Source organism: Streptomyces sp. NPDC001544 (assembly GCF_042894285.1).
Taxonomy (GTDB): domain Bacteria; phylum Actinomycetota; class Actinomycetes; order Streptomycetales; family Streptomycetaceae; genus Streptomyces.
In genome coordinates, this window is record NZ_JBIAVN010000031.1 from 1 (window position 1) to 26,169 (window position 26,169).

At 71.9% G+C, this 26,169-nt stretch carries 21 protein-coding genes; 11 read left to right on the plus strand and 10 right to left on the minus strand.

The window, feature by feature from the left end:
- Window positions 1-129 precede the first annotated feature (129 nt).
- Complete coding sequence (locus ACFY0F_RS38495; protein WP_388805666.1) at window positions 130-1,956, minus strand: endonuclease/exonuclease/phosphatase family protein; 1,827 nt, start codon at window positions 1,954-1,956, stop codon at window positions 130-132.
- Window positions 1,957-2,215: 259 nt separating this feature from the next.
- On the opposite strand from ACFY0F_RS38495, the gene ACFY0F_RS38500 reads away from it, so the two are divergent.
- The 3 genes from ACFY0F_RS38500 (at window position 2,216) to ACFY0F_RS38510 (ending at window position 7,927) form a co-directional block, all read left to right on the plus strand.
- On the plus strand, window positions 2,216-3,679 hold the full coding sequence (locus ACFY0F_RS38500; protein ID WP_388805668.1) for a hypothetical protein: 1,464 nt from the start codon (window positions 2,216-2,218) through the stop codon (window positions 3,677-3,679).
- 712 nt (window positions 3,680-4,391) lie between these two features.
- Window positions 4,392-5,834, plus strand: coding sequence for an alkaline phosphatase PhoX (locus ACFY0F_RS38505; RefSeq protein WP_388805671.1), 1,443 nt, complete (start codon window positions 4,392-4,394; stop codon window positions 5,832-5,834).
- Window positions 5,835-6,346: 512 nt separating this feature from the next.
- Window positions 6,347-7,927, plus strand: coding sequence for a TROVE domain-containing protein (locus tag ACFY0F_RS38510; RefSeq protein ID WP_388805674.1), 1,581 nt, complete (start codon window positions 6,347-6,349; stop codon window positions 7,925-7,927).
- A 53-nt stretch (window positions 7,928-7,980) separates the two neighbouring features.
- Here the strand turns inward: ACFY0F_RS38510 and ACFY0F_RS38515 are convergent, their stop codons facing one another.
- Complete coding sequence (locus ACFY0F_RS38515; RefSeq protein ID WP_388805677.1) at window positions 7,981-9,414, minus strand: MFS transporter; 1,434 nt, start codon at window positions 9,412-9,414, stop codon at window positions 7,981-7,983.
- Window positions 9,415-9,558: 144 nt separating this feature from the next.
- Here ACFY0F_RS38515 and ACFY0F_RS38520 point away from each other — a divergent pair, with 144 nt between their 5' ends.
- The gene (locus ACFY0F_RS38520; RefSeq protein ID WP_388805680.1) at window positions 9,559-10,125 is read left to right on the plus strand and encodes a TetR/AcrR family transcriptional regulator; all 567 of its coding nucleotides are present in this window, start codon (window positions 9,559-9,561) and stop codon (window positions 10,123-10,125) included.
- Between the two features lie 63 nt (window positions 10,126-10,188).
- Here ACFY0F_RS38520 and ACFY0F_RS38525 read toward each other — a convergent pair whose 3' ends face one another.
- The 7 genes from ACFY0F_RS38525 to ACFY0F_RS38555 all read right to left on the minus strand — a co-directional run bounded on the left by ACFY0F_RS38525 (window position 10,189) and on the right by ACFY0F_RS38555 (window position 17,560).
- Window positions 10,189-11,370 (minus strand): TerD family protein, encoded by a 1,182-nt coding sequence (locus ACFY0F_RS38525; RefSeq protein WP_388805683.1) that lies wholly within the window; start codon window positions 11,368-11,370, stop codon window positions 10,189-10,191.
- A gap of 153 nt (window positions 11,371-11,523) precedes the next feature.
- Window positions 11,524-12,513: a zinc-dependent alcohol dehydrogenase family protein gene (locus tag ACFY0F_RS38530; RefSeq protein WP_388805686.1), complete on the minus strand. Its 990-nt coding sequence runs from the start codon at window positions 12,511-12,513 to the stop codon at window positions 11,524-11,526.
- Window positions 12,510-13,334: a carbohydrate ABC transporter permease gene (locus ACFY0F_RS38535; protein WP_388805690.1), complete on the minus strand. Its 825-nt coding sequence runs from the start codon at window positions 13,332-13,334 to the stop codon at window positions 12,510-12,512. The genes ACFY0F_RS38530 and ACFY0F_RS38535 overlap by 4 nt, the downstream gene beginning before the upstream one ends.
- On the minus strand, window positions 13,331-14,269 hold the full coding sequence (locus tag ACFY0F_RS38540) for a carbohydrate ABC transporter permease (RefSeq protein WP_388805693.1): 939 nt from the start codon (window positions 14,267-14,269) through the stop codon (window positions 13,331-13,333). Before ACFY0F_RS38540 ends, ACFY0F_RS38535 begins: the two co-directional genes overlap by 4 nt.
- Window positions 14,266-15,639, minus strand: a complete 1,374-nt coding sequence (locus ACFY0F_RS38545; protein WP_388805696.1) for an ABC transporter substrate-binding protein — start codon at window positions 15,637-15,639, stop codon at window positions 14,266-14,268. Before ACFY0F_RS38545 ends, ACFY0F_RS38540 begins: the two co-directional genes overlap by 4 nt.
- A 79-nt stretch (window positions 15,640-15,718) precedes the next feature.
- Window positions 15,719-16,489, minus strand: coding sequence for a DeoR/GlpR family DNA-binding transcription regulator (locus tag ACFY0F_RS38550; RefSeq protein WP_388805699.1), 771 nt, complete (start codon window positions 16,487-16,489; stop codon window positions 15,719-15,721).
- A 261-nt stretch (window positions 16,490-16,750) separates the two neighbouring features.
- Window positions 16,751-17,560, minus strand: a complete 810-nt coding sequence (locus tag ACFY0F_RS38555) for an NAD-dependent epimerase/dehydratase family protein (protein WP_388805702.1) — start codon at window positions 17,558-17,560, stop codon at window positions 16,751-16,753.
- A gap of 234 nt (window positions 17,561-17,794) precedes the next feature.
- Here ACFY0F_RS38555 and ACFY0F_RS38560 point away from each other — a divergent pair, with 234 nt between their 5' ends.
- Both ACFY0F_RS38560 and ACFY0F_RS38565 read left to right on the plus strand, forming a co-directional pair.
- Window positions 17,795-18,736, plus strand: coding sequence for a 5-dehydro-4-deoxyglucarate dehydratase (locus ACFY0F_RS38560; RefSeq protein ID WP_388805705.1), 942 nt, complete (start codon window positions 17,795-17,797; stop codon window positions 18,734-18,736).
- The gene (locus ACFY0F_RS38565; RefSeq protein WP_388805709.1) at window positions 18,733-19,890 is read left to right on the plus strand and encodes a hypothetical protein; all 1,158 of its coding nucleotides are present in this window, start codon (window positions 18,733-18,735) and stop codon (window positions 19,888-19,890) included. Before ACFY0F_RS38560 ends, ACFY0F_RS38565 begins: the two co-directional genes overlap by 4 nt.
- Here ACFY0F_RS38565 and ACFY0F_RS38570 read toward each other — a convergent pair.
- Window positions 19,833-21,059, minus strand: a complete 1,227-nt coding sequence (locus ACFY0F_RS38570) for an MFS transporter (RefSeq protein WP_388805712.1) — start codon at window positions 21,057-21,059, stop codon at window positions 19,833-19,835. The genes ACFY0F_RS38565 and ACFY0F_RS38570 overlap by 58 nt on opposite strands.
- Before the next feature lie 155 nt (window positions 21,060-21,214).
- On the opposite strand from ACFY0F_RS38570, the gene ACFY0F_RS38575 reads away from it, so the two are divergent.
- The 5 genes from ACFY0F_RS38575 to araD all read left to right on the plus strand — a co-directional run bounded on the left by ACFY0F_RS38575 (window position 21,215) and on the right by araD (window position 26,088).
- Window positions 21,215-21,799, plus strand: a complete 585-nt coding sequence (locus ACFY0F_RS38575) for a TIGR03086 family metal-binding protein (RefSeq protein WP_388805715.1) — start codon at window positions 21,215-21,217, stop codon at window positions 21,797-21,799.
- 82 nt (window positions 21,800-21,881) lie between these two features.
- A complete protein-coding gene (locus tag ACFY0F_RS38580) occupies window positions 21,882-22,634 on the plus strand; it encodes an MBL fold metallo-hydrolase (protein ID WP_388805718.1) in 753 nt (250 codons plus the stop codon).
- Between the two features lie 144 nt (window positions 22,635-22,778).
- Window positions 22,779-23,435 (plus strand): GntR family transcriptional regulator, encoded by a 657-nt coding sequence (locus ACFY0F_RS38585; protein WP_388805721.1) that lies wholly within the window; start codon window positions 22,779-22,781, stop codon window positions 23,433-23,435.
- Entirely contained in the window at window positions 23,432-24,340 is a 909-nt protein-coding gene (locus tag ACFY0F_RS38590; protein WP_388805724.1) for a dihydrodipicolinate synthase family protein, read from the plus strand. Before ACFY0F_RS38585 ends, ACFY0F_RS38590 begins: the two co-directional genes overlap by 4 nt.
- A 26-nt stretch (window positions 24,341-24,366) precedes the next feature.
- Complete coding sequence (gene araD, locus ACFY0F_RS38595) at window positions 24,367-26,088, plus strand: L-arabinonate dehydratase (protein WP_388805727.1); 1,722 nt, start codon at window positions 24,367-24,369, stop codon at window positions 26,086-26,088.
- Window positions 26,089-26,169 lie beyond the last annotated feature (81 nt).

Consider the following 26,169-nt stretch of genomic DNA (forward strand, 5'->3'; position numbering starts at 1 on the left):
CCCCCCCCCCCCCCCCCCCCCCCCCCCCCCCCCCCCCCCCCCCCCCCCCCCCCCCCCCCCCCGCCCCCCCCGCCGCCCCCCCCCCCCCCCCCCCCCCCCCCCCCCGCCGCGTCGTCCGGCGCGTGAACGCTACGGCCGGAACCGCAGCACCTGCGGGTCGTGGTCGCTGATCTGGTCGTTGAACTCCGAGTTGATGTGCACGCTGTCGTAGTCGAAGTCGCCGTCGCGGCGGATCGAGGGGCTCACCAGGATCTGGTCCAGCACCTGCTCGTTGCCCTGGTAGTCGTACGTGTAGCGCTCCTTCGTCGGCAGCGACTTGATCGCCGACCACAGCGCGCCGTCACCCTCGAGGATCTTGGCGGTGCCGGAGAACTCGAAGTCGTTCATGTCGCCGAGCGCGATGACCTCCGCGTCCTTCTGGACGTCGAGGATGTTCTTGACGAACGCGTTGACCAGCGTCGCCTGAGCGTGCCGCTGGACCTCCGAGCTGCGCACCGGCGGCTGGTACTGCGCGGTCAGGCCCTGGTCGCCGCCCTTGGAGTTCAGGTGGTTGGCGATCACGAACACGGTCCTGCCGCGGAAGACGAACTCGCCGGCCAGCGGCTTGCGGCTGGACTTCCAGGCCGCGTTCGCGGGGTCGATCCGGCCCGGCGAGGCCGTCAGCTGCGCCTTGCCGTGCACCTTGGTGACACCGACCGCGGTGGTGGAGTCGCCGCCCGCGCGGTCGGTGAAGGACACCCGCTCCGGGTTGAACAGGAACACCTGGCGGATGTTGCCGCCGGGCTCGCCGCCGTCCTGGTCGTTGACCGGGTCGATCGAGCGCCACTCGTACTTCGGGCCGCCCGCCGCCACGATCGCGTCGATCAGCTTGTGCACGGTCACGCTCGCGTCGACCGTGCCGTCGTCCTTCGCGCCGTTGTCGTCCTGGATCTCCTCCAGCGACACGATGTCCGGCGACTGGAGGTTGTGCACGATCGCGGAGGCGTGCTTGTCGAAGGTGGCGTCGGACGGGTCGAGGTTCTCGACGTTGTACGTGGCCACCGCAAGCTCGCCGTGGGACTGCTTGCGGGTCGTCTCCCGCTGCAGGCCGCCGCTCTTGAGGGTGCCGAGCTGCCCGGCGACGAGGGTGTAGCCGCCGAACTGGTTGTAGTCCAGCGGGCCGGTGGTGGTGCCGGTGAGGGTGTCACCGACATTCGCCTTCGGGAAGTCGGCGGTCGAGCCCAGCGACTGGATCTGGATGCGGCCGGTGTTCTGCGAGGTGTAGGAGCCGTAGATCGTCCCGCCCCGGAGACTGCGGTGCTCGTGCGGCTTCACCGTGACCCACAGCTCGCTGTAGGGGTCGGTGGCGGTGACCACGCGGGCGTCGGCGACCTGGACGTTCATGCCCTCCAGGGACTCGTAGTAGTCCAGGGCGTACTTCGCCGGCTGCAGGGCCAGGCCGTTGACCGAACCGCTCGCGGCGGTGTCGCCGGCCGGGGCGTACTTCGCCGGCACCGACTTTCGGCTGATCACCGTGGCGGCCGGGACGGTGTTGCCGCTGGAGAGGGTGGTGACCACCGGCTTGGTGATCTCGGTCAGCGACTGGTTGCCGGTCGAGGCACCGCCGGGCACGTACTCCGAGACCGTGCCCGTGACGGTGACCGAGTCGCCCACGGCGACCTTCGGGGTGGAGCTGGTGAAGACGAACACGCCCTCACTGGTCGCCGGGTCGTGGTCCGGGGTCGGGTCCTGGATCCAGAAGCCCCTGGAGGAGCCGTAGGTGCGGATGGCCGTGACGATGCCGGGTACGTCGGTCACCTTCTGGCCGGCGTACGGCGATATCCGGGTGGTGCCCTGGATGTCGTGGATGCGCACGGAGTCCGCGTGCGCGGGCGAGGTGAGCGCGACGGTGGAGGCCGCGCTGCAGACGGCGGCGACGGTGAGCGCGGCGAGGCGCGCGGAAGACCTGCTCGGCAAGGGATCCCTCCGGGGACATGCGTGAGCGCCGGGACGTGGGTGGGACAGCGTGCGTGGGTGGAGCGTGGTCGGCACGCGCAGAAAGTGAGTGAACACTTGTCCCCCCGCTTCTACGCGCGTCAATCTCCTGCCTGCTCAGGCCAGTTGTCAAGGTTTCGGCCATATACGGCCGGCGGCGGGGAGATGAACCGGGCCGCATGGGACGAAACCCGTCTAGGCTGAGCGGCTGAGCCCTATCCAGGTCGAGGAGAACCCGCCGATGCCAGACAGCTCCCCCCTGCCGCCGGTGCGGCTGCACCCCGAAGCGGAGCTGGCGCGTGACGCGCTGTCCACGCCGTTGCTCTCCCGGGCCGCCCGGCTCGCCCGCTGGGCCGGCCCCGAGACCCGCGTGGACGCCGGCGGCGGCCTGGTCGACGAGCAGCTCCCGGCCGCCGCCGAGGTGCTCTCGCTGAGCGGGGACGACGCCGCCTCGCTCGCCAGTGAGGCCTGGCGGATCGCCGTGGACACCGGTCTGGTGGAGATCGTCGACGAGGAGGCAGGGACCGTGGCCGCGGGGCCGGACCTGGCCCTGCTGACCGGCGGCTCCCCGCACGACGTGCTCACGGTGTGGCTCGCCGCCCTGGAGACCGTGGTCGCCGACGCGAGCGTCCCCGACCTGGACGGCCTGGTCGAGGCGATGGACACCGGCGGCGAGGTCGATTTCTCGTCGCTCGACTGGGACCCGGAGGCGGACGCCGCGTTCCTCGAGGGGGTCCTGGGCAACCTCTACCTGCTCACCGTCAACGAGGCCGGTCCCGCCGGAGCGGCCGTCCCGCTGCCCGCGCTGGCCGCGTCCATGATCGTGCCCAGCGACATGGGGGAGCCCACCAACGACATACTGGAACAGGTCTCCGACGCGATGATGCGACTGGACGACCAGTTCCGGGTGCTGGAGCCGGTCGGGCTCGTGGAGTACCAGCCCGTCGACGAGACGCTGATGACCGACGCCGAAGGCGCCGACGGTACGGACGGCACCGGCGGCGCCGCCGAGGAGACACCCGGACCGGTCGACGACACCGATGTCACCCGCTACGGCATGGTCCGGCTGACCCCGCTCGGCCTCTACGGACTGCGGTCGCGGCTTCAGGAGGCCGGAGTGACGGCCCCTGCCGTCGGTGACCTCGCGGACAAGGGCGCGGACGTGCTGCTCGACGGGACGTCCGGCTACCCCTCGGCCTCGGCCCGGGCGGAGACCGAGCAGTGGCTGGATCGCCGTGAACCACTGGCCGCCGCACGGGAGTTGCTGGCCGCCGCGCGGGGCGGCGACCCGGGCGCACCGCTGCGCCGGCTGCGCTGCCAGCAGGCGCTCTCCCTGGTCGGCGAGCAGGCCGAACCCGCGCTGCGTGAGGTGCTCGACGACGCGGAACTCGGCGGGCTGGCCCGGGTGTGGCTGAGCGAGCAGGGCGCCGCCGACGTGCCGCCGCCGTCCGAGGAGATGGTCTTCTGGCTGACCATCGACACGGTCGCCGCCCAGCTCCAGGCCGAAGGCAACTCCGAGGAACTCGAGTCGCTCGTCGAGGGCCTCGCCCGCCGGCACGGCGGCTTCTTCGCGGCGGCCTGGCGCGTGGAACACCCGGCGACCGCGGACGTCCTGGAGGCCATGGGCCGCCTGCACCCCGACAAGAAGGTCGCGAAGGAAGCCAGGAAGGCGGCGTTCAAGGCGCGGTCGCAGCAGGGGGGTTGAGCGGGGCCCGTTGGCCGGGGGCCGTGCTCTGGGGCCGCGCGCCGGGGGGCGCGGGACAGGCCTCGCCCCTGTACCCGGCTGCGGGCCGAACGGGGTTGGGGTGGGGGGTTCTCGCCCCCGCCGCCCCTACCCTTCCCATCCCCAGGGGCTCCGCCCCTTCAACCCGGCCCGGGGGCTGCGCCCCCTGGACCCCTGCATGGCTCTTGCGTTCAGCAGGGGAGCTGCCTCCCTGGACCCTGCCCGGGGCTGCCGCCCCTGCAATCTCGCCGGGGGCTGCGCTTCCAACCCCGCCGGGGCTGCGTCCCTTGGGGCCCGCCGGGGGCTCTGCCCGCTGGACCCTGCCCGGGGGCTCCCGCCCCTCAATCCCGCCGGGGGCTGCGCCCCCTCGGCCCTGGGGCGCGTCTGGGTCCCGCCGGGGGCCGTGTCCTCTGGACCCTGTCAAGGGTTGCGTCCTCTGGACCCCTGCGGGGCTTGGTCGTCGAAGTCGCCGGGGCGGACTCGGGCCGTCGGCGTCGGTGGTCGGGGGAACTTTCCGGCACCGGTCGGAAGTCGGCGGGATTTTTGGTGTCCGTGGGTGAGTCATTACGGATTCATGGAAGCGGGCCCGGTGAAGTCGCCCCGTGTTCAACCCCCGTTCAGCGGCGGGCGGGACTGTTTCGCCGACCCGAGGTCCGCCACCCTCCACGGCTCGCACACCGTCACAGGAGACACCATGTCGCTCACCCGCAGGGACTTCGCCAGAAAATCCGCGATCACCGGTGCCGGAGTCGCGCTGGCGGGCAGTGTCGGCGCCCTCGCCACCGCGCCGAACGCCCTCGCGTCCACGGAGGCCGACGGCGCGGACGCGGAAGCGCACGGCGGACACGGCGGAGTCGGCTACGGGCCGCTGGTCCCCGACCCCGACGGCATCCTGGCGCTGCCCGCCGGGTTCAAGTACCGGATCATCACCTACAGCGGCAGGACCAAGCTGGAGTCGGGTGAGTTCACCCCGTCCAACCACGACGGCACCTCCACCTTCTGCGGCCCGCGCGGCGCCACGCTCCTGGTCAACAACCACGAGCTGAAGGGCCCCCGCGCCAACTGGAAGTACCCGGTGCCGCTCACCGAGGGCCTCGTCTACGACCCGGCCGCCTCCGGTGGCTGCACGGTCGTCGAGGTCCGCCGCGACCATGTCGCAGAGTGGGTCGGCATCGCCGGCACCTCCACCAACTGCGCGGGTGGCAACACCCCTTGGGGCACCTGGCTGACCTGCGAGGAGACCGAGGACAAGGCCGGCCAGAACGGCATGACCAAGGACCACGGGTACGTCTTCGAGGTCGACCCCGAGGACCGCCGCGCCAACCGCGCCCCCAAGCCGATCAAGGCGCTCGGCCGCTACGCCCACGAGGCCGTCGTGGTCGACCCCAAGCGCGGTCACCTGTACCTGACCGAGGACGCGTCCGGCCCCAACGGCCTGCTGTACCGCTGGACTCCGCCGGCGGGCTTCCACCACGGCCGCGGCAGGCTGCGTACCCTCGCCGACGACGCGGGCGTGCTCCAGGCCTTCAAGTGCTTCGACTCCGGCGGCAAGTTCGTCGACGACCTCTCCCGGGCCACGAAGACCGGCACGGTGTACGGGGTGGACTGGGTGGACGTCCCCGACCGTGACGCGAAGACCACGTCCGTCCGCAAGCAGTTCACCGACGGCCAGGTCACCCGCGCCCGCAAGCTCGAGGGCATGTGGTGGGGCGACGGTGGCGCCTACATCGTCTCCTCCTACGCCCGTGCGGAGAGCCCCGTCCAGCACGACGGCCAGGTCTGGTTCTACGACCCGGGGCGCCGCACGCTGACCCTGAAGGTCCTGCTCGGCGTGAACCCCGACCCGTCGAAGGACGGCGACTTCGACGGCCCGGACAACATCACCGTCTCCCCCTACGGCGGCCTCGTCATCGCCGAGGACGGCGAGGGCGTCCAGCACCTGTTCGGCGCCACCGACAGCGGCCGCACCTACCCGATCGCCCGCAACGAACTGAACATCGGCACCGCCGAGGAGCCGGAATACAGCGAGTTCACCGGCGTCACCTTCTCGCCCGACGGCAGCACGCTGTTCGCCAACATCCAGGAGCCCGGCATCATGCTGGCCATCACCGGCCCCTGGAAGCGGCAGAAGCGGTAACAGTCCTCGCGGGAATCAATTCGCTCGCCCGTCCCGCGGCCCCCTCCTAGAGTGATGCACGTCCAGGTGCGAAGGCAGGACCTACTTCCACTCATAATGGGGCGGCCGCGGGTTCGAGTCCCGCCACCGGTACAACGCGCCGGTGTAGCTCAGGGGTTAGAGCACCTACGTCGGTTCCGCCGACCTCGATCTCTGGACACCACAACTTCATGCACCTCCCGGTGCGCGGGCAGCGGCTACTTCTTCTGCAAAGAGATTCCCACGCCGCCGCCGACCTGATCTCGGGAGGCGCAGCTCAAGGTGGGTGCCCGGTGCGCAGGCAGCGGATACTTCAGGGGCTTGGTCCCTGGAAACAGGGGTGCGGGTTCGAATCCCGTCATCGGCTCAGGGCCGGTGTGGCGGAAAAGGCAAGACGCGCCAGGTGATAAGTCCCGTCGCCGAATCCTGATCTCGGGCATCCTCCTTCTGCGGCGCCTCCCTCCGGAACTCCAACGAATTCGGGGGAATTCACCATGGCGCGATTCAACCGCAAGTCCGCCCGTGCGCAGCCTGTTTCGCGGGTCACCTCGACGGGGCGGATGCTCCGTACCTACGAGGGCGGCCGCGGCCGGGAGCGTGATGCGCGCTCGGAGCTCTTCCTGCTCGCCGTCGCCAACTTCGTTTCCCAGCGGACCTTTTACGAGAGCGGCGACGACCGCGACGACCGCTTCGCGAAGCTCGTACGGCAGCTCGCCGTCGAGGATCCCGCGTGGACCGCGGGGCTGCTCGGCTGGCTGCGCGGTGAGGGCAACATGCGGACCGCCTCGATCGTGGGGGCCGCGGAGTACGTACACGCGCGCCTGACGGCGGGCGCCACCGACGGCCCGTCGAACCGCCAGGTCGTGGCCTGCGTACTGCAGCGGCCCGACGAGCCCGGCGAGCTGCTCGCCTACTGGACCGCGACCTACGGCCGCGCCGTCCCCAAGCCCGTCAAGCGCGGCGTCGCCGACGCCGTACGCCGTCTCTACAGCGGCAAGTCGCTGCTGAAGTACGACACCGCGTCCAAGGGCTACCGCTTCGGCGACATCCTCAACCTGGTGCACGCGGCGCCGGACCCGGACAAGCCGTGGCAGGGCGAGCTGTTCCAGTACGCCCTCGACCGCCGGCACAACCCCGACACCGCGGTGCCGCCCGCGTCGAACCGCGTCCTGACCGCGCACCGCGAGCTGATGGCCCTGCCGGTGCAGCGGCGGCGCGCGGTCGTGACGTCGAGGGGCGGTGCCGAGCGGCTCGCGGCGGCCGGGATGACCTGGGAGGCCCTGGCCGGCTGGCTGCAGGGTCCGATGGACAAGGCGGCCTGGGAGGCCGTGATCCCGTCCATGGGCGCGATGGCCTTGGTCCGCAACCTGCGCAACTTCGACCAGGCCGGAGTCTGCGACGAGGTCGCGGCCCGGGTGGCGGCGAAGATCAGCGATCCGGCGGAGGTCGCGCGCTCGCGGCAGTTCCCCTTCCGGTACCTCGCCGCGTACCAGCACGCGCCGTCGCTGCGCTGGTCGTACCCGCTGGAGCAGGCGCTCGGCCACTCGCTGGCCAACGTGCCGGCGCTGCCCGGCCGCACGCTGGTCCTCGTCGACCGGTCCGGCTCCATGTGGGCGCCGCTGTCGGACCGCTCGGAGCTCAACCGGGCCGACGCGGCGGCGATCTTCGGCACCGCGCTCGCGCTGCGGGCGGCGGACGCGGATCTCGTCGAGTTCGGTACCACGAGCAGGCGGCTGGCGTTCGGCAAGGGCGAGTCGGTCCTGGGGGTCCTGGGCCGCTTCGGTGACCTGGGCGGCACCGACACCACCAGCGCGGTCCGCGCCCACTACCGGGGGCAGGACCGGGTGCTGATCGTCACCGACGAGCAGCACACCTTCAACCACCGCGGCGACCCGACCGAGCAGGTCCCGGCGCACGTGCCGGTCTACACCTGGAACCTCGCCGGCTACCGGGCGGGCCACGGCCCGTCGGGCAAGGCGAACCGGCACACCTTCGGGGGCCTTTCGGACGCGGCCTTCCGGATGGTTCCCCTGCTCGAAGCGGCCCGGAACGCCGACTGGCCCTGGGCCGCCTGAGCCGCCGAAGCGTGGCCCGCACTGCTACGGGGGGTGCGGGCCACTCCAGTTGCCTATCGCCGACGCCTTCCCTGTATCACGAACCCCGCCACCAGCACCGCGGTCAGTGTGATCAGGGCACCGGCGCCGAAGGCGCGGGACGCGCCGTGGACGAGGATGTCGGCCGGGGATCCGGTGGCGTGGCGGGTCGCCGTGCCGTACACCGTGACCAGGACGGAGAGTCCGACGGTGCCGCCGAGCCACTGGAGGGTCTGCAGCAGACCGGAGGCGGCGCCGGCTTCCCGGGGCTCGATCCGGGCGAGGATCGTCGCGTTCAACGGCATGAAACTGAGGCCGACGCCCAGGCCCATCAGCAGCAGCGGGCCGAGCAGACCGGCCGCGTAGCCGTCGCCCGGCCGCAGCCGCCACAGCCACACGCTCGCCACGGTGATCAGCGTCGTGCCGGTGAGCAGTACGGGCCTGGTGCCGAACCGGGCCAGCAGCCGCGGTACCAGACGCACGGTCGTGAACATCACCAGTGTCAGCGGCAGGAACGCGAACCCCGCGCGCAACGGGCTGAATCCCAGGGCCTGCTGGCCGACCAGGGTGAGGAAGTAGAACGCGCCGAACATCCCCGCCGGCAGCAGCATGATGCTGAGGTAGCCGCCGGCCCTGTCCCGGTCGGCGAACAGACGCAGCGGCATGATCGGCTGTCCGGCGCGGGCCTCGACCAGGAGGAAGCCGGCGAGCAGCGTGGCCGCCGCGCCGAAGCCGAGGAGTGCCTGGCCGTCGCTCCAGCCCCCTTCCGAGACCCGGATGAACGCGTACACCAGCGAGGTCGTCCCCGCCGTGCCGGTCAGCGCGCCGGCCACGTCGAACCGGCCGGGGTGGCGCGGGGTCTCGGTGACGAAGCGGGGCAGGGTGAGGGCGAGGCCGAGGCCGATGGGGACGTTGATGAGCAGGGCCCAGCGCCAGGAGACCCACGAGGTCAGCATGCCGCCGAGGACCAGGCCGAGGGAGCCGCCGATGCCGCCCATGGAGGCGTAGACGCTCAGGGCGTGGTGGCGGCGCGGCCCCTCCGGGAAGTTGGTGGTGATCAGGGCGAGGGTGCTCGGCGCGATGAGGGCGGCGCCGACGCCCTGCAGCGCGCGGGCCGCGAGCAGCCAGCCGCCCTCGGTGGCGAGCCCGCCGAGCAGCGAGGACAACGCGAAGAGCAGGACGCCGGCGGTGAGGGTGCGCCGGCGCCCGAGGATGTCGCCGACACGTCCGCCGAGCAGCAGCAGACCGCCGAACGCGAGCGTGTAGGCGTTGAGGACCCAGGACAGGCCGGTGCCGCTGAAGCGAAGGCCCTGCTGGATGTCGGGGAGCGCGACATTGACGACAGTCGAGTCGACGCCGACCATCAGGTAGGCGGTCACGATCACGAGAAGGACGGTGCCGAGTCTGGCGGGATGCGGTGGTGCGGAGCGGGCGCCGGTCGTCGTGGGCGGTGCGGACGGGGTGGACATGGGTTCTCCCGTTGTGGCGTCCCCGGTGAGGCGCGAAAGGGCAGGTCGGACTGCCCGCGGAGTACACGGCGGTAAGCGGGGACTGTCTCCGTTTGACCTTCGATAAGATACGGAGAAGGTCCCCGGTTCGCAAGGAGTATCTGGATGACGCAGGTCAAGCCCATGCGCGCGGACGCTCGGCGCAACTACGAGCGGTTGCTGAAGGTGGCGGCGGAGGCCTTCGCCGAGCATGGGGAGAACGCGTCGCTCGACGACATCGCCAAGCGGGCGGGGGTCGGTTCGGGGACGCTCTACCGGCATTTCCCGACCCGGCAGGCGCTGCTGGAGGCGGTGTACGTCGACGCCGTCGAAGCGATGGCGGCACGGGCCGACGAGATCGCGCGGGAGCTGCCGCCGGGCGAGGCGCTGGCCGAGTGGCTGAACGAGCTCGGCGTGGGGATGATCCAGGTCCGGGGCCTGAAGGCGCTGCTGGGTTCCGTCGTCACGGACGGCAGCTCGCTCGCGGTCACGGCCTGCGGCAACTCGCTGAAGGCGGCGGCCCGGCGGCTGGTCGAGGCGGCGCAGCAGGAGGGAACGCTGCGCGGGGACGTCGAGTCGATCGACATCCTGCGGCTGGCGCACGGGGTGGCCACGGCGTCCGAACTGGCGGACGGCGAGGGCAGGCAGATCCGCCGGTATTTGTTGCTGCTGACGGAGGGGCTGCGGCCCTAGACCGACGGCGGGCGCCCCAGGCCGGGGCGCCCGTCGGTGTCCCGCGACTGCTTGCGCGGCCGCTCAGAGGGCCTGCGCGGCCGGCTTCACCATGTTCCGTACCGTACGGGCCTTCACGAAGTCGCCCATCGCCGTCATGTCCCACTCGCCGGAGAACTGCCGGACGAGCTTGGCCATCATCACGCCCGTCTGGGGCTCGGCGTTGGTGAGGTCGAAGCGGACCAGCTCCTCGCCGGTCGCGGCGTCCAGGAGACGGCAGTAGGCCTTGGCGACCTCGGTGAACTTCTGTCCGGAGAAGGAGTTCACGGTGAAGACCAGACCGGTGACCTCCTGCGACAGGCGTCCGAGGTCGACGGTGATCACCTCGTCGTCGCCGCCGCCCTCGCCGGTGAGGTTGTCGCCGGAGTGCCGCACCGCGCCGCCGAGGATCGTGAGCTTGCCGAAGTAGCAGCTGTCGATGTGGTTGCGCTGCGGACCGTAGGCGATGACCGACGCGTCCAGGTCGATGTCCTTGCCGCGGAACGCCGGCTCCCAGCCCAGACCCATCTGCACCTGCGACAGCAGCGGGCGGCCGCCCTTGATGAGGGAGACGGTCTGGTTCTTCTGCAGGCTGACCCGGCCCTTGTCGAGGTTGATCTTCCCGGCGCCGGAGGCGGGCGGGGCGGGCGGGGCCGGGGCAGCGGCGGGGGCCGGGGGAGCGGTGACCGGGGCCGCCGGAGCGGGGGCCGGCTGCGGGGCGGGCGCCGAGGCCGGTTCCTCGACCGTCACACCGAAGTCCGTCGCGATGCCCGCCAGCCCGTCGGCGTACCCCTGGCCGACCGCGCGGGCCTTCCACTGTCCGCCCCGCAGATAGATCTCCACGACCACCAGCGCCGTCTCGGTGCCCAGCTGCGGCGGGGTGAACGTGGCCAGCACGCTGCCGTCGTCCGCATCGCGGATGGTCGCCGTGGGCTCGATGCCCTGGAAGGTCTGCCCCGTGGCGTCCGGGCTCGCCGTGACGACGATCTTCTCGATGCCGGGCGGTACGGCGGCGGTGTCGACGGTGATCGCGTCCGGCGCCGTGCCCCCGCCCGAGCGGTACGTCACGCCCGGCCCGGCGGGCTGGTTGTAGAAGATGAAGTCGTCGTCGGAGCGCACCTTGCCGTCGGCGGTCAGCAGCAGGCCCGACACGTCGAGCCGCACCGGAGCGGCGACGTCCACCGCGACGCGGGAGACGGACAGAGGGATGTTCGAGCCAGGGGTCATAGCTGTCATGCCGGGTGAACGAGCGGAGGCGCTTTACCGTTCCCTTACCGTGGGCGACGCGTCGAGGGCTTTCGCACCCGCCGCCCCCACCCCTCCCGTCCTCCAGGGCCGGAGGGGCTGTCTTCAGCCCGTCCGGCGCCTGAGGACGAGGACCTACGGCAGGACCACGATCTTCCGTCCGACCCCCGACGCGAACTGCTCCAGTGCCTGCGGGTACTGGTCGAGAGGCAGCCGGTCGCTGATGAAGACCTCCGGGTCCAGGACCCCGTTCGCGAACAGCTCCGCCGCCCGTTCGAAGCTGTGCAGCACCGCCATGGAGCCGGTGATGGTGATCTCCTGGTTGTAGATGCGGTACGGATCGATCGTCACCCGCGTCGCGTAGTCGGCCACCCCGAACTGCAGGAAGGTGCCCGCCTTCGCCACCCGTCCCAGGCCGTCCTGGATCGCCGCCGCGTTGCCGGTCGCGTCGACGACCAGGTCCCAGCCCTGCGGCCGGTCCAGTTCGTCGGCGCCCTCCGCGGTCGCCGACACTCCCAGCCGCCGCGCCGTCTCCAGCCGCGCCGGGTTGACGTCCACGACGTCCACGCTCGCGGCGCCGGTGCGCTTGGCGAGTTCCAGCATCATCAGGCCCATGGTTCCGGAGCCGTAGATCAGCACATGGGCGCCGAGGCGGGAACGCAGTACGTCGTAGCCCCGGACGGCGCACGACAGGGGCTCCACCAGCGCCGCGTCCTCGGTGCGGACGTGCTCGGGGAGCTTCACGCAGTTGGCCACCGGGGCCACCGCGTACCGCGCCGCGCCGCCCGCCGTGGTCACGCCGATCGCGGCCCACCGCTCGCAGAGGTTGTTGTGGCCGGTGCGGCAGTACCGGCACTCGTGGCAGTAGAGGGACGGGTCCACCGCCACCCGGTCACCGACCGCGACCTCCGTGACCTGGGCGCCGGCCCCGACCACCTCGCCCGCGAACTCGTGCCCGGGCACGATCGGCAGCTTGGGTGCGAACTCGCCCTGGAGGATGTGCAGGTCGGTGCCGCACAGCCCGCACGCCGCGACCTCGACGACGACCTCGCGGGGGCCGGGGGTGGGGTCGGGGACCTCGGTGACGACGGCGCGGCCCACGGACTCGATGACGGCGGCCTTCATTTCACGGCTCCCAACGACAGGCCCTGGACCAGCTTGTCCTGGGCGGCGAACCCCGCGGCGAGCACCGGCAGGGAGACGACGAGCGACGCGGCGCACACCTTGGCCAGGAACAGGCCCTGGCTGGTGATGAAGCCGGTCAGGAAGACGGGGGCGGTCTCGGCGACCACGCCCGTGAGGACCCGGGCGAACAGCAGCTCGTTCCAGCTGAAGATGAAGCAGATCAGCGCCGTCGCCGCGATTCCCGGCAGCGCGATGGGGGCCACCACCCGGGCCAGGACCGTCGGCAGTCTCGCGCCGTCCACGCGTGCCGCCTCGATGACCGCGACCGGCACCTCGGCGAGGAAGGACTGCATCATCCACACCGCGATCGGCAGGTTCATGGAGGTGTAGAGGACGACCAGCAGCCAGATGTTGTCGAGCATGCCCGTGTTCCTGGCGAACAGGTAGATCGGCAGCAGGCCCGCCACCGCCGGGAGCATCTTCGTCGACAGGAAGAAGAACAGCACGTCCGTCCACTTGCGCACCCGCCGGATGGAGAGCGCGTACGCGGCCGGCAGCGCGAGCAGCAGGACCAGGACCGTCGACGCCACCGACGCCACCGTGGAGTTGATCAGGGCGGGCCAGGGGCTGGCCCCGCCGCCCGTGCCGAAGAACTCGCGGTAGCCGTCGAGCGTCAGCGACGCCGCGAAGGACGGCGGGTTGGTCGCCGCGTCGGCCTCCGAGTGGAACGACGTCAGCGCCATCCAGGCGATCGGCAGGAAGAACACGATCCCGGTCAGCCAGGCCAGCAGGCCCAGGCCGTTTCGTCGTACGACGCTCATGCGCGGGACACCTCCTCACGGAACAGGGACGACACCACGCGCAGGGCGAAGGTGGCGATGACGATCGAGCCGATGACCACCAGCACGCCGGCCGCCGAGGCGAGGCCGTTCTCGTGGGCCTGGTAGAAGCTCTGGTAGACGGTGTAGGGCAGGTTGGCGGTGCCCAGGCCGCCGGACGTGAGGGTGAAGACCGCGTCGAAGTTCTGGACGATGTAGATCGAGCCGAGCAGGGCGCCCAGCTCCAGGTAGCGGCGCAGGTGTGGCAGCGTGAGGTGGCGGAAGATCTGCCAGTCGCTCGCGCCGTCGACCCGGGCGGCCTCGATCTGCTGCTGGTCGCGGCTCTGCAGTCCGGCGAGCAGGATCAGCATCATGAACGGCGTCCACTGCCACACCAGGGAAGCTTCGACCGCGAGCAGCGGGGTCTTCGAGATCCAGTCGGGCTGTGGGCCGCCGACGTAGTGCAACAGCCCGTTCAGCAGGCCGTATTCGGGGTTGTAGAGCACGTGCTTCCACAGCAGCGCCGCCGCCACCGGGACCACCAGGAACGGGGCGATCAGCAGGGTGCGGACCACGCCCCGGCCGGGGAACCTGCGGTCCAGCAGCAGTGCGAGGGCCAGTCCCAGGACCAGGCTGGCCAGCACCACCGCCACCGTGAGCAGGACGGTCGTCCAGACCGAGTGGCGCAGGTCGGCGTCGGTCAGCACCTGGCGGTAGTTGTCGAGGCCGGTGAAGTGGCGGGCCTTGGGGTAGAGGGCGTTCCAGTCGAAGAAGGAGATCACCAGCGTGGCCACGAACGGCAACTGGGTCACGGCGATCATGAAGACGAGGGCGGGGAGCAGCGGGGCGCGGGTGGCCCAGGCGCGCAGCCGGGCGGAGGGCTGCCGGGCGGCGCGTGCGGGTGCGGCGGCCACGGGGGCCGTGGTGGTGGCGGTCATCGTCCCTCGTACTCCTTGGAGATGCGCTCGGCGAGCTGCTGGGACTTCCTCAGGGCCGAGTCGACGGACTGGCGTCCGGCGATGGCCGCGCTGATCTCCTGGGAGACCTTGGTGCCGAGGTCGGTGAACTCGGGGATGTCGACGAACTGGATGCCGGGCGCGGGGCGCGGCTGCACTCCGGGGTCGTTCGGGCGGGCGTTCTCGATGGCGTCCTTCGTCATGTCCTGGAAGGCGGCTGCCTCCTTGCGGTAGGCGGCGTTGGTGTACGTCGACGCGCGCTTGCCCGCCGGGACGTTCGACCAGCCGATCTCGTCGCCGACCAGTTGTTCGTACTGCTTGCTGGAGGCCCAGGAGACGAACTTCCAGGCCTTGTCCGGGTTGTGGGAGGCCTTCTGGATGCCCCACGCCCAGGTGTAGAGCCAGCCGGAGGACTTCGTCCTCTCGACGGGAGCGGGGGCGTAACCCAGCTTGCCCTTGACCGGGGAGCCCTTCGCCTCCAGGGAACCGGCCGCGGAGGTGGCGTCGTACCACATGGCGACCTTGCCCTGGGTCATGTTGTTGAGGCACTCGGCGAACCCGGACTGGGCGGCCCCGGACTCGCCGTGCGCGCGGACCAGGTCGACGTAGAACTTCGTCGCCTTCTCGAACCCGGGGGAGTCGAGGCGGGCCTTCCAGTCCTTGTCGAACCAGGTGCCGCCGAAGGTGTTCACGACCGTGGTGAGGGGTGCCATCAGTTCGCCCCAGCCGGGCAGGCCGCGCAGACAGATGCCCTTCATACCGGGCCTGGCCCCGTCCACCTTGGCGGCCAGGTCCGCGACCTGGGTCCAGGTCGGGTGCGCGGGCATCGTCAGGCCCTTCGCCCTGAACACGTCCTTGCGGTACATCAGGAAGGACGACTCGCCGTAGAAGGGCTGGCCGTAGAGCTTGCCGTCGTCGGCGGTGAGGGACTGGCGCATGGTCCCGAGGACGTCCTGCTGGTCGTACGCCCGGTCCTTGGCCACGTAGGAGTCCATCTCGCGCAGCCAGCCGTTGCGGGCGTAGATCGGGATCTCGTAGTTGGAGAGGGTGGCCACGTCGTACTGGCCGGCCTGGTTGGCGAAGTCCTGACTGATCTTGTCGCGGACGTCGTTCTCGGGCAGGACGGTGAAGTTGACCTTGATGCCGGTCTCTTTGGTGAAGTGGGCGGCGGTGAGCTTCTGCAGCTCGGTCATCTGCGGGTTGTTGACCATCAGGACGTTGATGGAGTCGCCGCCGGAACCGGACCCGCCCGCACCGACCCAGCAGCCGGAGAGCAGCGGGGCGAGCAGCGTCCCTGCGGCGGCCAGGGCGAGCGTGGCTCGCGGTGGCCGTCGTCGGCTCTGGGTTCGCATGGATCGCTCCTGGAGATATGGGGACATAAGGGGTACCGAGGTGCGCGGGATCCCCTGGGGAGTGCGTCTGGTGGGAAGGTCAGACCCGGATCACCTGCGGGCCGAGCAGGGAGTAGCGGTGGGCCTCGGCGGTCGACAGCAGCGTGCTCGTCACGATCGTCTCCAGTGCGCCGATCTCGGCGAACCGGCAGAAGCCGACCGCGCCGAACTTGGTGTGCACGCCCGCGAAGACGGTGCGCCGGGCGGCGCGGATCGCCTGGGCCTTGACCTCGCCGACCGCGGGGTCGGGCGTGGTCAGGCCGTGTTCGCGGGAGATGCCGTTGGCGCCGACGTAGGCGAGGTCGAGGACGAAGCCGGCGAGCATCTTCGTCGTCCAGTGGTCGACGGTCGCCAGTGTGCCGGGACGGACCCGGCCGCCGAGCAGCAGGACGGAGACGTTGTCGGCCCCGGCGAGTGCGCCGGCGACCGGAAGGGACGCGGTGACCACGGTCAGCGGCCGGTCCCCGGGCAGGTTCTCGGCGATGAGCTGCGGGGTGAAGCCCTCGTCGACGAAGACGGTCTCCGCGTCCCCGAGCAGCTCGGCCGCGGCGGCCGCGATCCGGCGCTTCTCGGGTACGTGGCTGGTGGCACGGAAGGCGAGCGTCGTCTCGAACCCGGCGCTCTCGACCGGATAGGCCCCGCCGTGCGTGCGGCGCACCAGACCGTGGTCCTCCAGGGCGCGCAGATCGCGCCGGACGGTCTCCTTGGCCACGCCCAGTTCGGCGGCGAGCGCGGTGACGTCGACGGAGCCGGTGGCCCGAGCGGCCCGTACGATCTCGCGCTGGCGTTCCTCCGCCGTCCTGGTTCCCATGTCGTCACCCGCCTCCCTGCTGGGCTGCCCGTTCGGGCCCGGTGGGGCCTTGGGGGAATTTGTACAGCGGAGAGGAGGCGGTGACCAGGTCTGTTGCGGGCCCGATGCTGCCCGAATGTGCCCGTTCCCGGCGCGGCATGACCGTCTCGGACCTGCGTGAGCGCCGGGGGAGGGGTGGGATCGGGCGGCGCGGATGCCCGCATGGGGCGGTGGGCGGGCCCGTTCGGTGCCCGCCCGCGGCCGCACGGGGTGGATTCCCGGTCAGTACGGCCAGATCGGCGGGTCGCTCACGAACGGTCCGCCGAGGTGGGTGTGGGCCGGATTCTCCGGGTCGAGTTCGCCCTGCTCGGCGATGAGCTTCTCGGCGAACGGCTCGGAGTCGTCCTGCGGCTCGTAGCCGAGCGCCCGCGCCGTGCTCAGGTCCCACCACAGGCGGGTGTTGGCGGAGGAGCCGTAGACGACGGTGTGGCCGACGTCCTCGGCGGTCAGCGCGGCGTGGAAGAGGCGGGCGCCGTCGGCCGGGCTCATCCACACCGAGAGCATGCGCACGTTGGTCGGCTCCGCGAAGCAGGAGCCGATGCGCACGGAGACGGTCTCCAGGCCGTGCTTGTCCCAGTAGAACTGCGCGAGGTCCTCGCCGAAGGACTTCGACAGGCCGTAGAAGGTGTCCGGGCGGCGCGGTGTGTCGATCGGGATCAGCGGGGCGCCGTCCCGGGGTGCCGGGGTGAAGCCCACCGCGTGGTTGGAGGAGGCGAAGACGACGCGCCGTACACCTTCCTGGCGGGCCGCCTCGTAGAGGTTGTAGGTGCCCTCGATGTTCGCCCGGAGGATCTTCTCGAACGGTGCCTCCAGGGAGATGCCCGCGAGGTGGAGGACCGCGTCGACGCCCCGGACCGCCTCGCGCAGCGCCTCCTTGTCGGCGAGGTCGGCGACGACGGACTCGGGCGCGTCCTCGATGGGGCGCACGTCGAACAGGCGCAGCTCGTAGCCGTACTGCGGGAGCAGGCCGCGCATCAGGGTGCCGAGCCCGCCTGCGGCGCCGGTGAGCAGAACGGTGCGGGGTGCGGGCATCCTGGGTCTCCTAGGCTCGGGCGGAGCATCCGCTGTCCGGATTCCTGTCCGGCATTCACATGCATGGACACGTTAGGGAGCGGCGGCGCGCCGGGTCAAGTGTGCCGTGGACTGCGGAAATCCGCTCCTTTGTTGCGCGTTTGCGTGCTTGACCCGCCTCGAGTGGGGCCCTTAGCGTGGGTGCGTTCAGAAATATAGACGTCGATCAGAAGTATGCACCGACAGGGAGAGCCCGTGACGCCAGCCCCTCTCGCCGCTCGTCTCCGTGACCCCCGGGGGCCGCTGTTCTTCCCCGTCACCGCGTACGGCCCGGACGGCTCCGTCGACCTCGACGTCTACCGCACGCACGTGCGCCGGGGCGTCGAGGCGGGCGCCGCCGCCGTGTTCGCCTGCTGCGGCACCGGCGAGTTCCACGCCCTGCTGCCGGAGGAGTTCGAGGCCTGCGTACGGGCGGCCGTCGAGGCGGCCGAGGGGCGCGTACCGGTCATCGCGGGCGCCGGATACGGCACCGCGCTCGCCGTGCGGTACGCGGCACTGGCCCGGGCGGCCGGGGCCGACGGCCTGCTCGCCATGCCGCCCTATCTCGTCGTCCCCGGCCAGGAGGGGCTGCTGCGCCACTACCGGGAGATCGCCGCGGCCACCGAACTGCCCGTGATCGTCTACCAGCGCGACAACGCGGTGTTCACCCCCGCGACCGTGGCGGAGCTGGCGCGGACCGAGGGGATCATCGGCTTCAAGGACGGCCTCGGCGACCTGGACCTGATGCAGCGGATCGTCAGCGCCGTCCGCACCGAGACCCCCGGAGACTTCCTGTACTTCAACGGCCTGCCCACCGCCGAGCAGACCCAGCTCGCCTACCGAGGCATCGGCATCGGCCTGTACTCCTCGGCCGTGTTCTGCTTCGCGCCCGAGATCGCCCTCGCCTTCCACCGTGCCCTGGAGGCGGGCGACGACGCCGCCGCCCACCGCCTCCTGGACGGCTTCTACCGCCCGTTCGTCGAACTGCGCGCCCAGGGCCGCGGTTACGCCGTCGCCCTGGTCAAGGCGGCCGTACGGCTGCGCGGGCTGGACGTGGGGGAGGTGCGGTCCCCGCTGCACGAGCCGACCGAGGATCATGTCAAGCAGCTCGCTCGGCTGATCGAGCGCGGGTACGCACTGCTCGAGGAGGACGTGTGAAGACGTCGACGTTCGTCTACCCCTGGGACGTCAACGGGGACCCGGAGGCACCCGCGCGGATCGCCGCGCTCGGCGTCCGGCAGGTGACCCTCGCCGCCGCCTACCACTCCACGCGCGCGCTGACCCCCCGCCACCCGCGCCACCGCATCGTCACCGCCGAACACGCCGCCGTGCTCTACCCGCCGGGCGACCACTGGGCGGGCCGCACCCCGAGCCCGTACCCGGCCGGCGACTGGGCCCCCGGCGACGCCTACGGGGAGGCCGCCGACGCCCTCGCGGCGGCCGGCCTCGAGGTGCACACCTGGGTGGTCCTCGCCCACAACTCCCGCCTCGGCGCCGAACACCCCGGCACCTCGGTCGTCAACGCCTACGGCGACCGGTACCCCTGGGCGCCCTGCATCGCCCAGCCCGCCACGCGCGCGTACCTGGTCGACCTGGCCGCCGAGGCCGCCGTACGGCCCGGAGCGCGGGGCACGGAGCTGGAGTCCCTCGGCTGGTACGGGCTGCAGCACCTGCACGCCCACGACAAGACCGCCGGCGTAGGCCTCGGGGACGCCGGCCAGTACCTCATGGCGCTGTGCTTCTGCCCGGTCTGCCGCGAGGGCTACGCCGCACAAGGCCTGGACGCCGACGAGCTGGCGGCCTCCGTACGGGCCGCGCTGGAGCCCCTGTGGCAGGGCGCCACGGACGACGGGGCCTGGACGGGGGTGGAGAAGCTCCTCGGCGAGGAGACGGCGGCCGCCACGCGCGCGTGGCGCGACCGGACCGCCCGCAGCCTCCAGGAGGACGCGGTCGCCGCCGTCCGCGCCGCCGCCCCCGACGGCTTCCAGGTCCTGCTGCACGCCGACCCGGTGCCCTACCACTGCGGCGCCAACCCGGGCGTGGACCCCGCGCACATCCTGTCCGTCGCGGACGGCGTGGTCGTTCCCTGCACGGGCGGCCCGGAGCCGCTCGTACCGTTCGCCGAGCAGCGCCGCGAGGGCGCGGTGATCGCCGCCAACTTCACCGTCGTCTCCGGCATGGGCGGCAGCCCCGGCACCCTCGCGGCGGACGCGGCGCGGGCACGGGAGCTGGGGGCGACGGAACTGCGGCTGTATCACGCCGGACTGGCGTCGGACGGGGACCTCGCGGCGGTGCGGGAGGCACTGCGCTGAGCCAGTGAAACGGCGGTGGCGACCAGCGCGCCGCCGAGAAGCACCAGCAGCAGCCGGTGGTCGACGAGTTGGACGAGGGCGGCACCCACGGCCAGGCCGACCGCATTGGGCGTGAACATCAGGGTGTCGGCGGTCGCGGTCGCCCGCCCCAGGGCGTCGGCCGGGATCTCCCGCTGCACGGCGGTGTAGGCGGCGATCAGCACACAGGGCAGCCCCAGCCCGCCCGCCGCGCTGCACGCCAGCACCACCGCGTCGTACGGCAGCGCCCGCGCGGCCACCGCGACCGCCGTCAGCGCGATGCCGCACGCCGCGAACCGGCGCTCACCCAATCGGCGCAGCGCCGGCCCGGAGACCAGCCCGACCGCGACCGACCCGACGCCCTGGACGGCGTACATCACGCCCGTGTAGGCGGGGGAGTGGCCGAGGGCGTCCACGACGGCGTAGTTCAGGCTGCTGCCGAGCGCGGTGAGGAACATGGTCGTCCCGCCGGCCAGGACGAGCGGCCGGAGCGTGGTGCGGGCCCACAGAAGCCGGGCGCCTTCGACGGTCTGCCGCCACCAGCCGTCGCCGGCCGGCCCCGGGCGCTCCTCGCGCACCCGGAGCAGCGCGCACAGTCCCGCCGCCAGCACGAACGTGCCGGCGTCCAGCATCGCGACACTCGGCCCGCCGTACGCCGTGTACAGAGCGGCGCCGGTCAGCGGGGCGACCAGTTTCGTCCCCTCGCGGGCGGTCATCCGCAGCCCGTTGAAATCGCCGAGCAGGGCGGGGTCGACGGCGGTGGCGACGAGGGCCGAGTTGGCCGCGTCCTCGACGACTCCCGCCGCGCCGTAGCAGACGAGGACGGTGAGCAGCAGAGGGACGGAGGAGGGCGAGTCGACCGTCCAGAGGGGGAGCAGGAGCCCGGCGAGAGCGAGGTCGACCCGGATCAGAAGGGGCTTGCGACGGAACCGGTCGGCGAGGGTGCCGAGGGCGGGTCCGGCGAGGGTGGGGGCCCAGAGGGCGGCGGTGCACAGGGCGGCGAGGCCGTTGGATCCGGTGAGGTCCTTGACCCAGACGCCGGACACGAGCCAGAGCGCCGAGGTGCCGAAACCGGACACCACGACGCCGGTGAGATAGAGGGCCGCGTTGCGGTCGCGGAGCAGGCGGGTCACTGTCCAGGAGGTGGTCATACCTGGTCATCGTGGGTCTAAGGCCTGCCCGCGAGCATCGGGCAGGTGCCCTAAGAACTCCCCGGGCCACAGGAACTCCCCGGGCCACCGATGAGTTTCGCCGCCCCGCCCGGTCCACCCTCCGTACCGGTACCGCAGCCCCGAAGGAGCAAGCCATGACCGACACGATCCTCGACCTCGGCCCGCAGACCCTGGTCGTGGCGCGGCTCGCCGAAAGGGTGACCGACGAGCAGCTCTCGGCCGCCACGCCCTGTCCGGACTACGCGGTGCGTCATCTGCTGGGGCACCTGGTGGGCCTCGCCGCCGCCTTCCGGGACGCCGCCCGCAAGGACCTCGGTGCCACCACCGACACCAGCCCGAACACGGCCCTACCGGACATCGGCCCCGGGTGGCGCGAGGAGCTGCCCAAGGTGTTCGACGAACTCGCCGGGGCCTGGCGCGACCCGGACGCCTGGACCGGCATGACCCGCGCGGGCGGCGTGGACCTGCCCGGCGCGGTCGCGGGAGCCGTCGCCGTCGACGAGCTGGTCGTCCACGGCTGGGACCTGGCCCGCGCCACCGGCCAGGAGTACGTCCCCGACCCGGCCGCGCTGGAGGCGTCGTACGGCTTCCTGCGCGCCGCCGCCGAGGCCCCGGACCGTCCCGCCATCTTCGGCCCGGTCGTGCCCGCCCCGGACGGCGCACCGCTGCTGGACCGGACCGTCGGGCTGAGCGGACGTGCCCCGGGATGGCGCCCGTAGCTGGACGCAAACAGGACGAGGTGACCGTAGATCGGCGCAAACGGCGGGCGGGCCGGGGTCGTGCGACCGTACCCTCCCCACCATGCCCCTCAGCCTCACGGTCCTCGGCACCGCCTCCCCGCACCCCGGCCCCGGCCGCCCCTGCTCCGGGTACCTGCTGCGCGGCGGGGGCGCCGAGGTGTGGGTGGACGCGGGCACCGGGACCTTCGCGGAGTTGCAGCGGCACACGGATCCGGCACGGCTCACGGCGATCTGGATCTCCCACCTGCACGCCGACCACAGCGCCGACCTGCTGGCCGCAGCCTACGCCTTCGCCTTCGGCGGACTGACCCCGCCCGCGCCGATCCCGGTGTACGCGCCGCAGGACTGCGCCCGCCGTCTCGCGGGCTTCCTCGGCCGGTCGGACGTGAAGTGGCTCAGCCACGTCCTGGACTTCCGCCCCCTGTACGACGAGCACACCGTCCGGCACTGGAACCTCCGCCTCACCGCCCGCGCCGTCGTCCACGACACCGAGGCGTACGGGCTGCGCGCCGAGAGCCAGGGAAGCGTCCTGGCGTACTCGGGTGACAGCGGCCCCTGGGACGCGCTCACCGAACTCGCCGTCCGCGCAGACCTGTTCCTGTGCGAGGCGGACATCGACGAGCATCGCGATGGCGAACAGGTCCATCTGACCCCGGAGGACGCGGGACGCGTCGCCCGGGCGGCGGGTGTGCAGGAGTTGCTGGTCACTCATGTCGGGCCGACGCTCTCCCGCGAGACGGCGACCGCCCGCGCCGCCGTGGCCGCCGGGCGGCCCACCGACACCGCCCGCGAGGGCGAGACGCGAACCGTCTGACCCTCCAGCCTCGACAACCTCAACCTCCGCTGCCGGAAGCATTGACGAAAGACACGCGCGCTCCTACCTTCGTCGCGTCGTACTTCGTACGTCATATATGAGACGCGATACACGACACCGGATACGCGACACCGAGAGGCGCGCATGACCTCTGTGCCCACGCCGATCCCGTCCCGCACGCAGTACGTGCTGGAAGGGATCAAACACCGCATCCTCACCGGGCGGTTGACGCCTGGTCAGGCCCTGGTCGAGACCGAGCTCGCCGCGCAGTTCGGGGTGTCCAAGACCCCGGTGCGCGAGGCGCTCAAGACGCTGGCCGGGACCGGGCTGGTGGTGATGAGCCAGTACAAGGGCGTCACGGTACGCATGGTGGACGCGGACATGGCGAGCGAGGTCTACGACGTACGGTTGCTGCTCGAACCCGAGGCCCTCAGGCGTGCCGTGCGCCGGGGTGCGTCCCTCGACGACGCCCGCGACGCCCTGCACCGGGCCGACGCGGCCACCGACACCGCCGAACGCTCCCTGGCCAACCGGGAGTTCCACCGCGCGCTGTACCTGCCGTGCGGCAATCCGCTGCTCGGCCGGATGCTCGACGAGGTCCGCGACCAGGCCGCCCTGGTCTCGGCCGTCGCCTGGGCCGCCGACCCCTCCTGGGAGCGGGAGGCCGACGAGCACCGGGAGATCCTGCGGCTCGCCCTGGCCGGCGACGCGGACGGCGCGGCGGCCGCCCTGCACGCGCACATCGCGTCGTTCGTGCGGCGCGCGTTCCCCCACGCCCACGCAGAGGAAGGTCAGGAATGAGCGCGACGTTCGAGACCCAGCGGGCCGCTCTGGCCGACGTGGTGGCGATCCCGGTGACCCCGTTCGCCGCGGACGGCGGCGTCGACCGGGACACCCACCGGGCCCTGCTGCGTCGCCTGCTCGACGGCGGCATCACCACGCTCACGCCCAATGGCAACACCGGCGAGTTCTACGCCCTCAGCCCCGAGGAGCGCCGTCTCGTCACGGAGCTGACCCTGGAGGAGGCCGCAGAACGCGCCGTCGTCCTGGTGGGTGTCGGCCACGACCTGCCGACCGCCGTCGCCTCCGCCCGGCACGCGGGTGAGCACGGCGCGCGGATGGTGATGGTGCACCAGCCCGTGCACCCCTACGTCTCCCAGTCCGGCTGGGTCGACTACCACCGCGCCATCGCCGAGGCCGTCCCCGAACTGGGCGTGGTCCCCTACATCCGCAACGCCCAGCTCACCGGTGCCCGCCTGGCCGAGCTCGCCGACGCCTGCCCGAACGTGATCGGCGTGAAGTACGCGGTGCCGGACGCGGCGCGGTTCGCCGCCTTCGCCCGGGACGCGGGGCTGGACCGCTTCGTGTGGGTGGCGGGACTGGCCGAGCCGTACGCCCCGTCGTACTTCTCCGCGGGCGCCACCGGCTTCACCTCGGGGCTGGTGAACGTCGCCCCGGCCGTTTCGCTGAACATGATCGAAGCGCTTCGATCCGGTGACTACCCGGCCGCCATGAAGGTCTGGGAGCAGATCCGCCGCTTCGAGGAACTGCGCGCCGCGAACGGCTCCGCCGACAACGTCACCGTCGTCAAGGAGGCCCTGGCCTCCCTCGGACTGTGCCGCCGGGACGTCCGCCCGCCGAGCAGGCCGCTGCCCGAGGACGAACGCGCCGAGGTCGCCGCCATCGCCGCGGGGTGGGCCATATGAAGCAGCCGGACATGAAGAAGCCGGACATGAAGCAACCGGAAGAGCTCCGCAGCCACCAGTGGTACGGCACCGACGGGCTGCGCTCCTTCAGCCACCGGGCCCGCACCCGGCAGCTCGGCTACCTCCCCGAGGAGCACCTGGGCAAGCCCGTCATCGCGATCCTCAACACCTGGTCCGACATCAATCCTTGTCATGTGCATTTAAGGGATCGCGCGCAGGCCGTCAAACGGGGCGTGTGGCAGGCGGGCGGCTTCCCCCTCGAGTTCCCGGTCTCCACCCTCAGCGAGACCTTCCAGAAGCCGACCCCCATGCTCTACCGCAACATGCTCTCGATGGAGACCGAGGAGCTGCTGCGGTCCTACCCGGTCGACGGCGCCGTCCTGATGGGCGGCTGCGACAAGTCCACGCCCGCCCTCCTCATGGGCGCCGCGAGCGTCGACCTGCCCACCGTCTTCGTGCCCGCCGGGCCCATGCTCCCCGGGCACTGGCGCAGTGAGGTCCTCGGCTCCGGCACCGACATGTGGAAGTACTGGGACGACAAGCGCGCCGGCCTCATCGGCGACTGCGAGATGGCCGAGCTGGAGAGCGGCCTCGCCCGCTCGCCCGGCCACTGCATGACCATGGGCACCGCGTCCACGCTGACCGCCGCCGCGGAAGCACTCGGCGTGACCGTGCCGGGCGCGTCCAGCATCCCCGCCGTGGACTCCGGGCACGACCGGATGGCCGCCGCGTCCGGCCTGAGGATCGTCGAACTGGTCCACAAGGACCGCAAACTGTCCGACATCCTGACCCGTGAGGCCTTCGAGGACGCGGTGACCACCGTCCTCGGCCTCGGCGGCTCGACCAACGCCGTGATCCACCTGATCGCCATGGCCGGACGCGCCGGGATCCGCCTCACCCTCGACGACTTCGACCGCATCGCCCGCACCGTCCCGGTCCTGGCCAACGTCCGCCCCGGCGGACGGACGTACCTCATGGAGGACTTCCACTTCGCCGGCGGCCTGCCCGGTTTCCTCTCCCGCATCACCGACCTGCTCCACCTCGACCGGCCGACCGTCTCCCACGACACGCTGCGCGAGCAGCTCGCCGGCGCCCGGGTGCACGACGACGACGTCATCCGCCCCCGGGACAACCCGGTCGCCGACGAGGGCGGTGTCGCGGTGCTGCGCGGCAACCTCTGCCCGGACGGTGCGGTCATCAAGCACATCGCCGCCGAGCCGCACCTGCTCAAGCACACCGGTCCCGCGGTCGTCTTCGACGACTACCGGACCATGCAGCGCACCATCAACGACCCCGCACTCGGCATCACCGCCGACAGCGTGCTCGTGCTGCGCAACGCCGGCCCCAAGGGCGGCCCGGGCATGCCCGAGTACGGGATGCTGCCCATCCCCGACCACCTGCTCAAGCAGGGCGTGCGCGACATGGTGCGGATCTCCGACGCCCGGATGAGCGGGACGAGTTACGGCGCCTGCGTGCTGCACGTGGCGCCCGAGTCCTACATCGGCGGACCGCTCGCGCTGGTCCGCACCGGGGACCTGATCACCCTGGACGTCGAGGCGCGCACCCTGCGGCTCGACGTGGACGACGAGGAACTCCGGCGCCGCAGGGCGCGGTGGACGCCGCCGCCCACCCGCTACGAGCGCGGTTACGGCGCGCTCTACAACGACCAGATCACCCAGGCCGACACCGGCTGCGACTTCGAGTTCCTCGCCCGCCCGGGCAAGGTCGCGGACCCGTACGCGGGCTGACCCACCCGTCGAGGCCGACGCCCCGGCCCCTGCCCACTGAGAAAGCGCTTCCCCCGCAAGAGGCCCGCACGAGACCGCACG

What these genes read in the sequence shown, in the direction of transcription:
- ACFY0F_RS38525 (WP_388805683.1), bottom strand. Translation starts at nt 11,370, where the DNA reads ATGACCCCTGGCTCGAACATCCCTCTGTCCGTCTCCCGCGTCGCGGTG.
- ACFY0F_RS38510 (WP_388805674.1), top strand. Translation starts at nt 6,347, where the DNA reads ATGGCGCGATTCAACCGCAAGTCCGCCCGTGCGCAGCCTGTTTCGCGG.
- ACFY0F_RS38590 (WP_388805724.1), top strand. Translation starts at nt 23,432, where the DNA reads ATGAGCGCGACGTTCGAGACCCAGCGGGCCGCTCTGGCCGACGTGGTG.
- ACFY0F_RS38550 (WP_388805699.1), bottom strand. Translation starts at nt 16,489, where the DNA reads ATGGGAACCAGGACGGCGGAGGAACGCCAGCGCGAGATCGTACGGGCC.
- ACFY0F_RS38515 (WP_388805677.1), bottom strand. Translation starts at nt 9,414, where the DNA reads ATGTCCACCCCGTCCGCACCGCCCACGACGACCGGCGCCCGCTCCGCA.
- ACFY0F_RS38580 (WP_388805718.1), top strand. Translation starts at nt 21,882, where the DNA reads ATGCCCCTCAGCCTCACGGTCCTCGGCACCGCCTCCCCGCACCCCGGC.
- ACFY0F_RS38520 (WP_388805680.1), top strand. Translation starts at nt 9,559, where the DNA reads ATGACGCAGGTCAAGCCCATGCGCGCGGACGCTCGGCGCAACTACGAG.
- ACFY0F_RS38575 (WP_388805715.1), top strand. Translation starts at nt 21,215, where the DNA reads ATGACCGACACGATCCTCGACCTCGGCCCGCAGACCCTGGTCGTGGCG.
- araD (WP_388805727.1), top strand. Translation starts at nt 24,367, where the DNA reads ATGAAGCAACCGGAAGAGCTCCGCAGCCACCAGTGGTACGGCACCGAC.
- ACFY0F_RS38585 (WP_388805721.1), top strand. Translation starts at nt 22,779, where the DNA reads ATGACCTCTGTGCCCACGCCGATCCCGTCCCGCACGCAGTACGTGCTG.
- ACFY0F_RS38555 (WP_388805702.1), bottom strand. Translation starts at nt 17,560, where the DNA reads ATGCCCGCACCCCGCACCGTTCTGCTCACCGGCGCCGCAGGCGGGCTC.
- ACFY0F_RS38505 (WP_388805671.1), top strand. Translation starts at nt 4,392, where the DNA reads ATGTCGCTCACCCGCAGGGACTTCGCCAGAAAATCCGCGATCACCGGT.
- ACFY0F_RS38570 (WP_388805712.1), bottom strand. Translation starts at nt 21,059, where the DNA reads ATGACCACCTCCTGGACAGTGACCCGCCTGCTCCGCGACCGCAACGCG.
- ACFY0F_RS38545 (WP_388805696.1), bottom strand. Translation starts at nt 15,639, where the DNA reads ATGCGAACCCAGAGCCGACGACGGCCACCGCGAGCCACGCTCGCCCTG.
- ACFY0F_RS38535 (WP_388805690.1), bottom strand. Translation starts at nt 13,334, where the DNA reads ATGAGCGTCGTACGACGAAACGGCCTGGGCCTGCTGGCCTGGCTGACC.
- ACFY0F_RS38540 (WP_388805693.1), bottom strand. Translation starts at nt 14,269, where the DNA reads ATGACCGCCACCACCACGGCCCCCGTGGCCGCCGCACCCGCACGCGCC.
- ACFY0F_RS38530 (WP_388805686.1), bottom strand. Translation starts at nt 12,513, where the DNA reads ATGAAGGCCGCCGTCATCGAGTCCGTGGGCCGCGCCGTCGTCACCGAG.
- ACFY0F_RS38500 (WP_388805668.1), top strand. Translation starts at nt 2,216, where the DNA reads ATGCCAGACAGCTCCCCCCTGCCGCCGGTGCGGCTGCACCCCGAAGCG.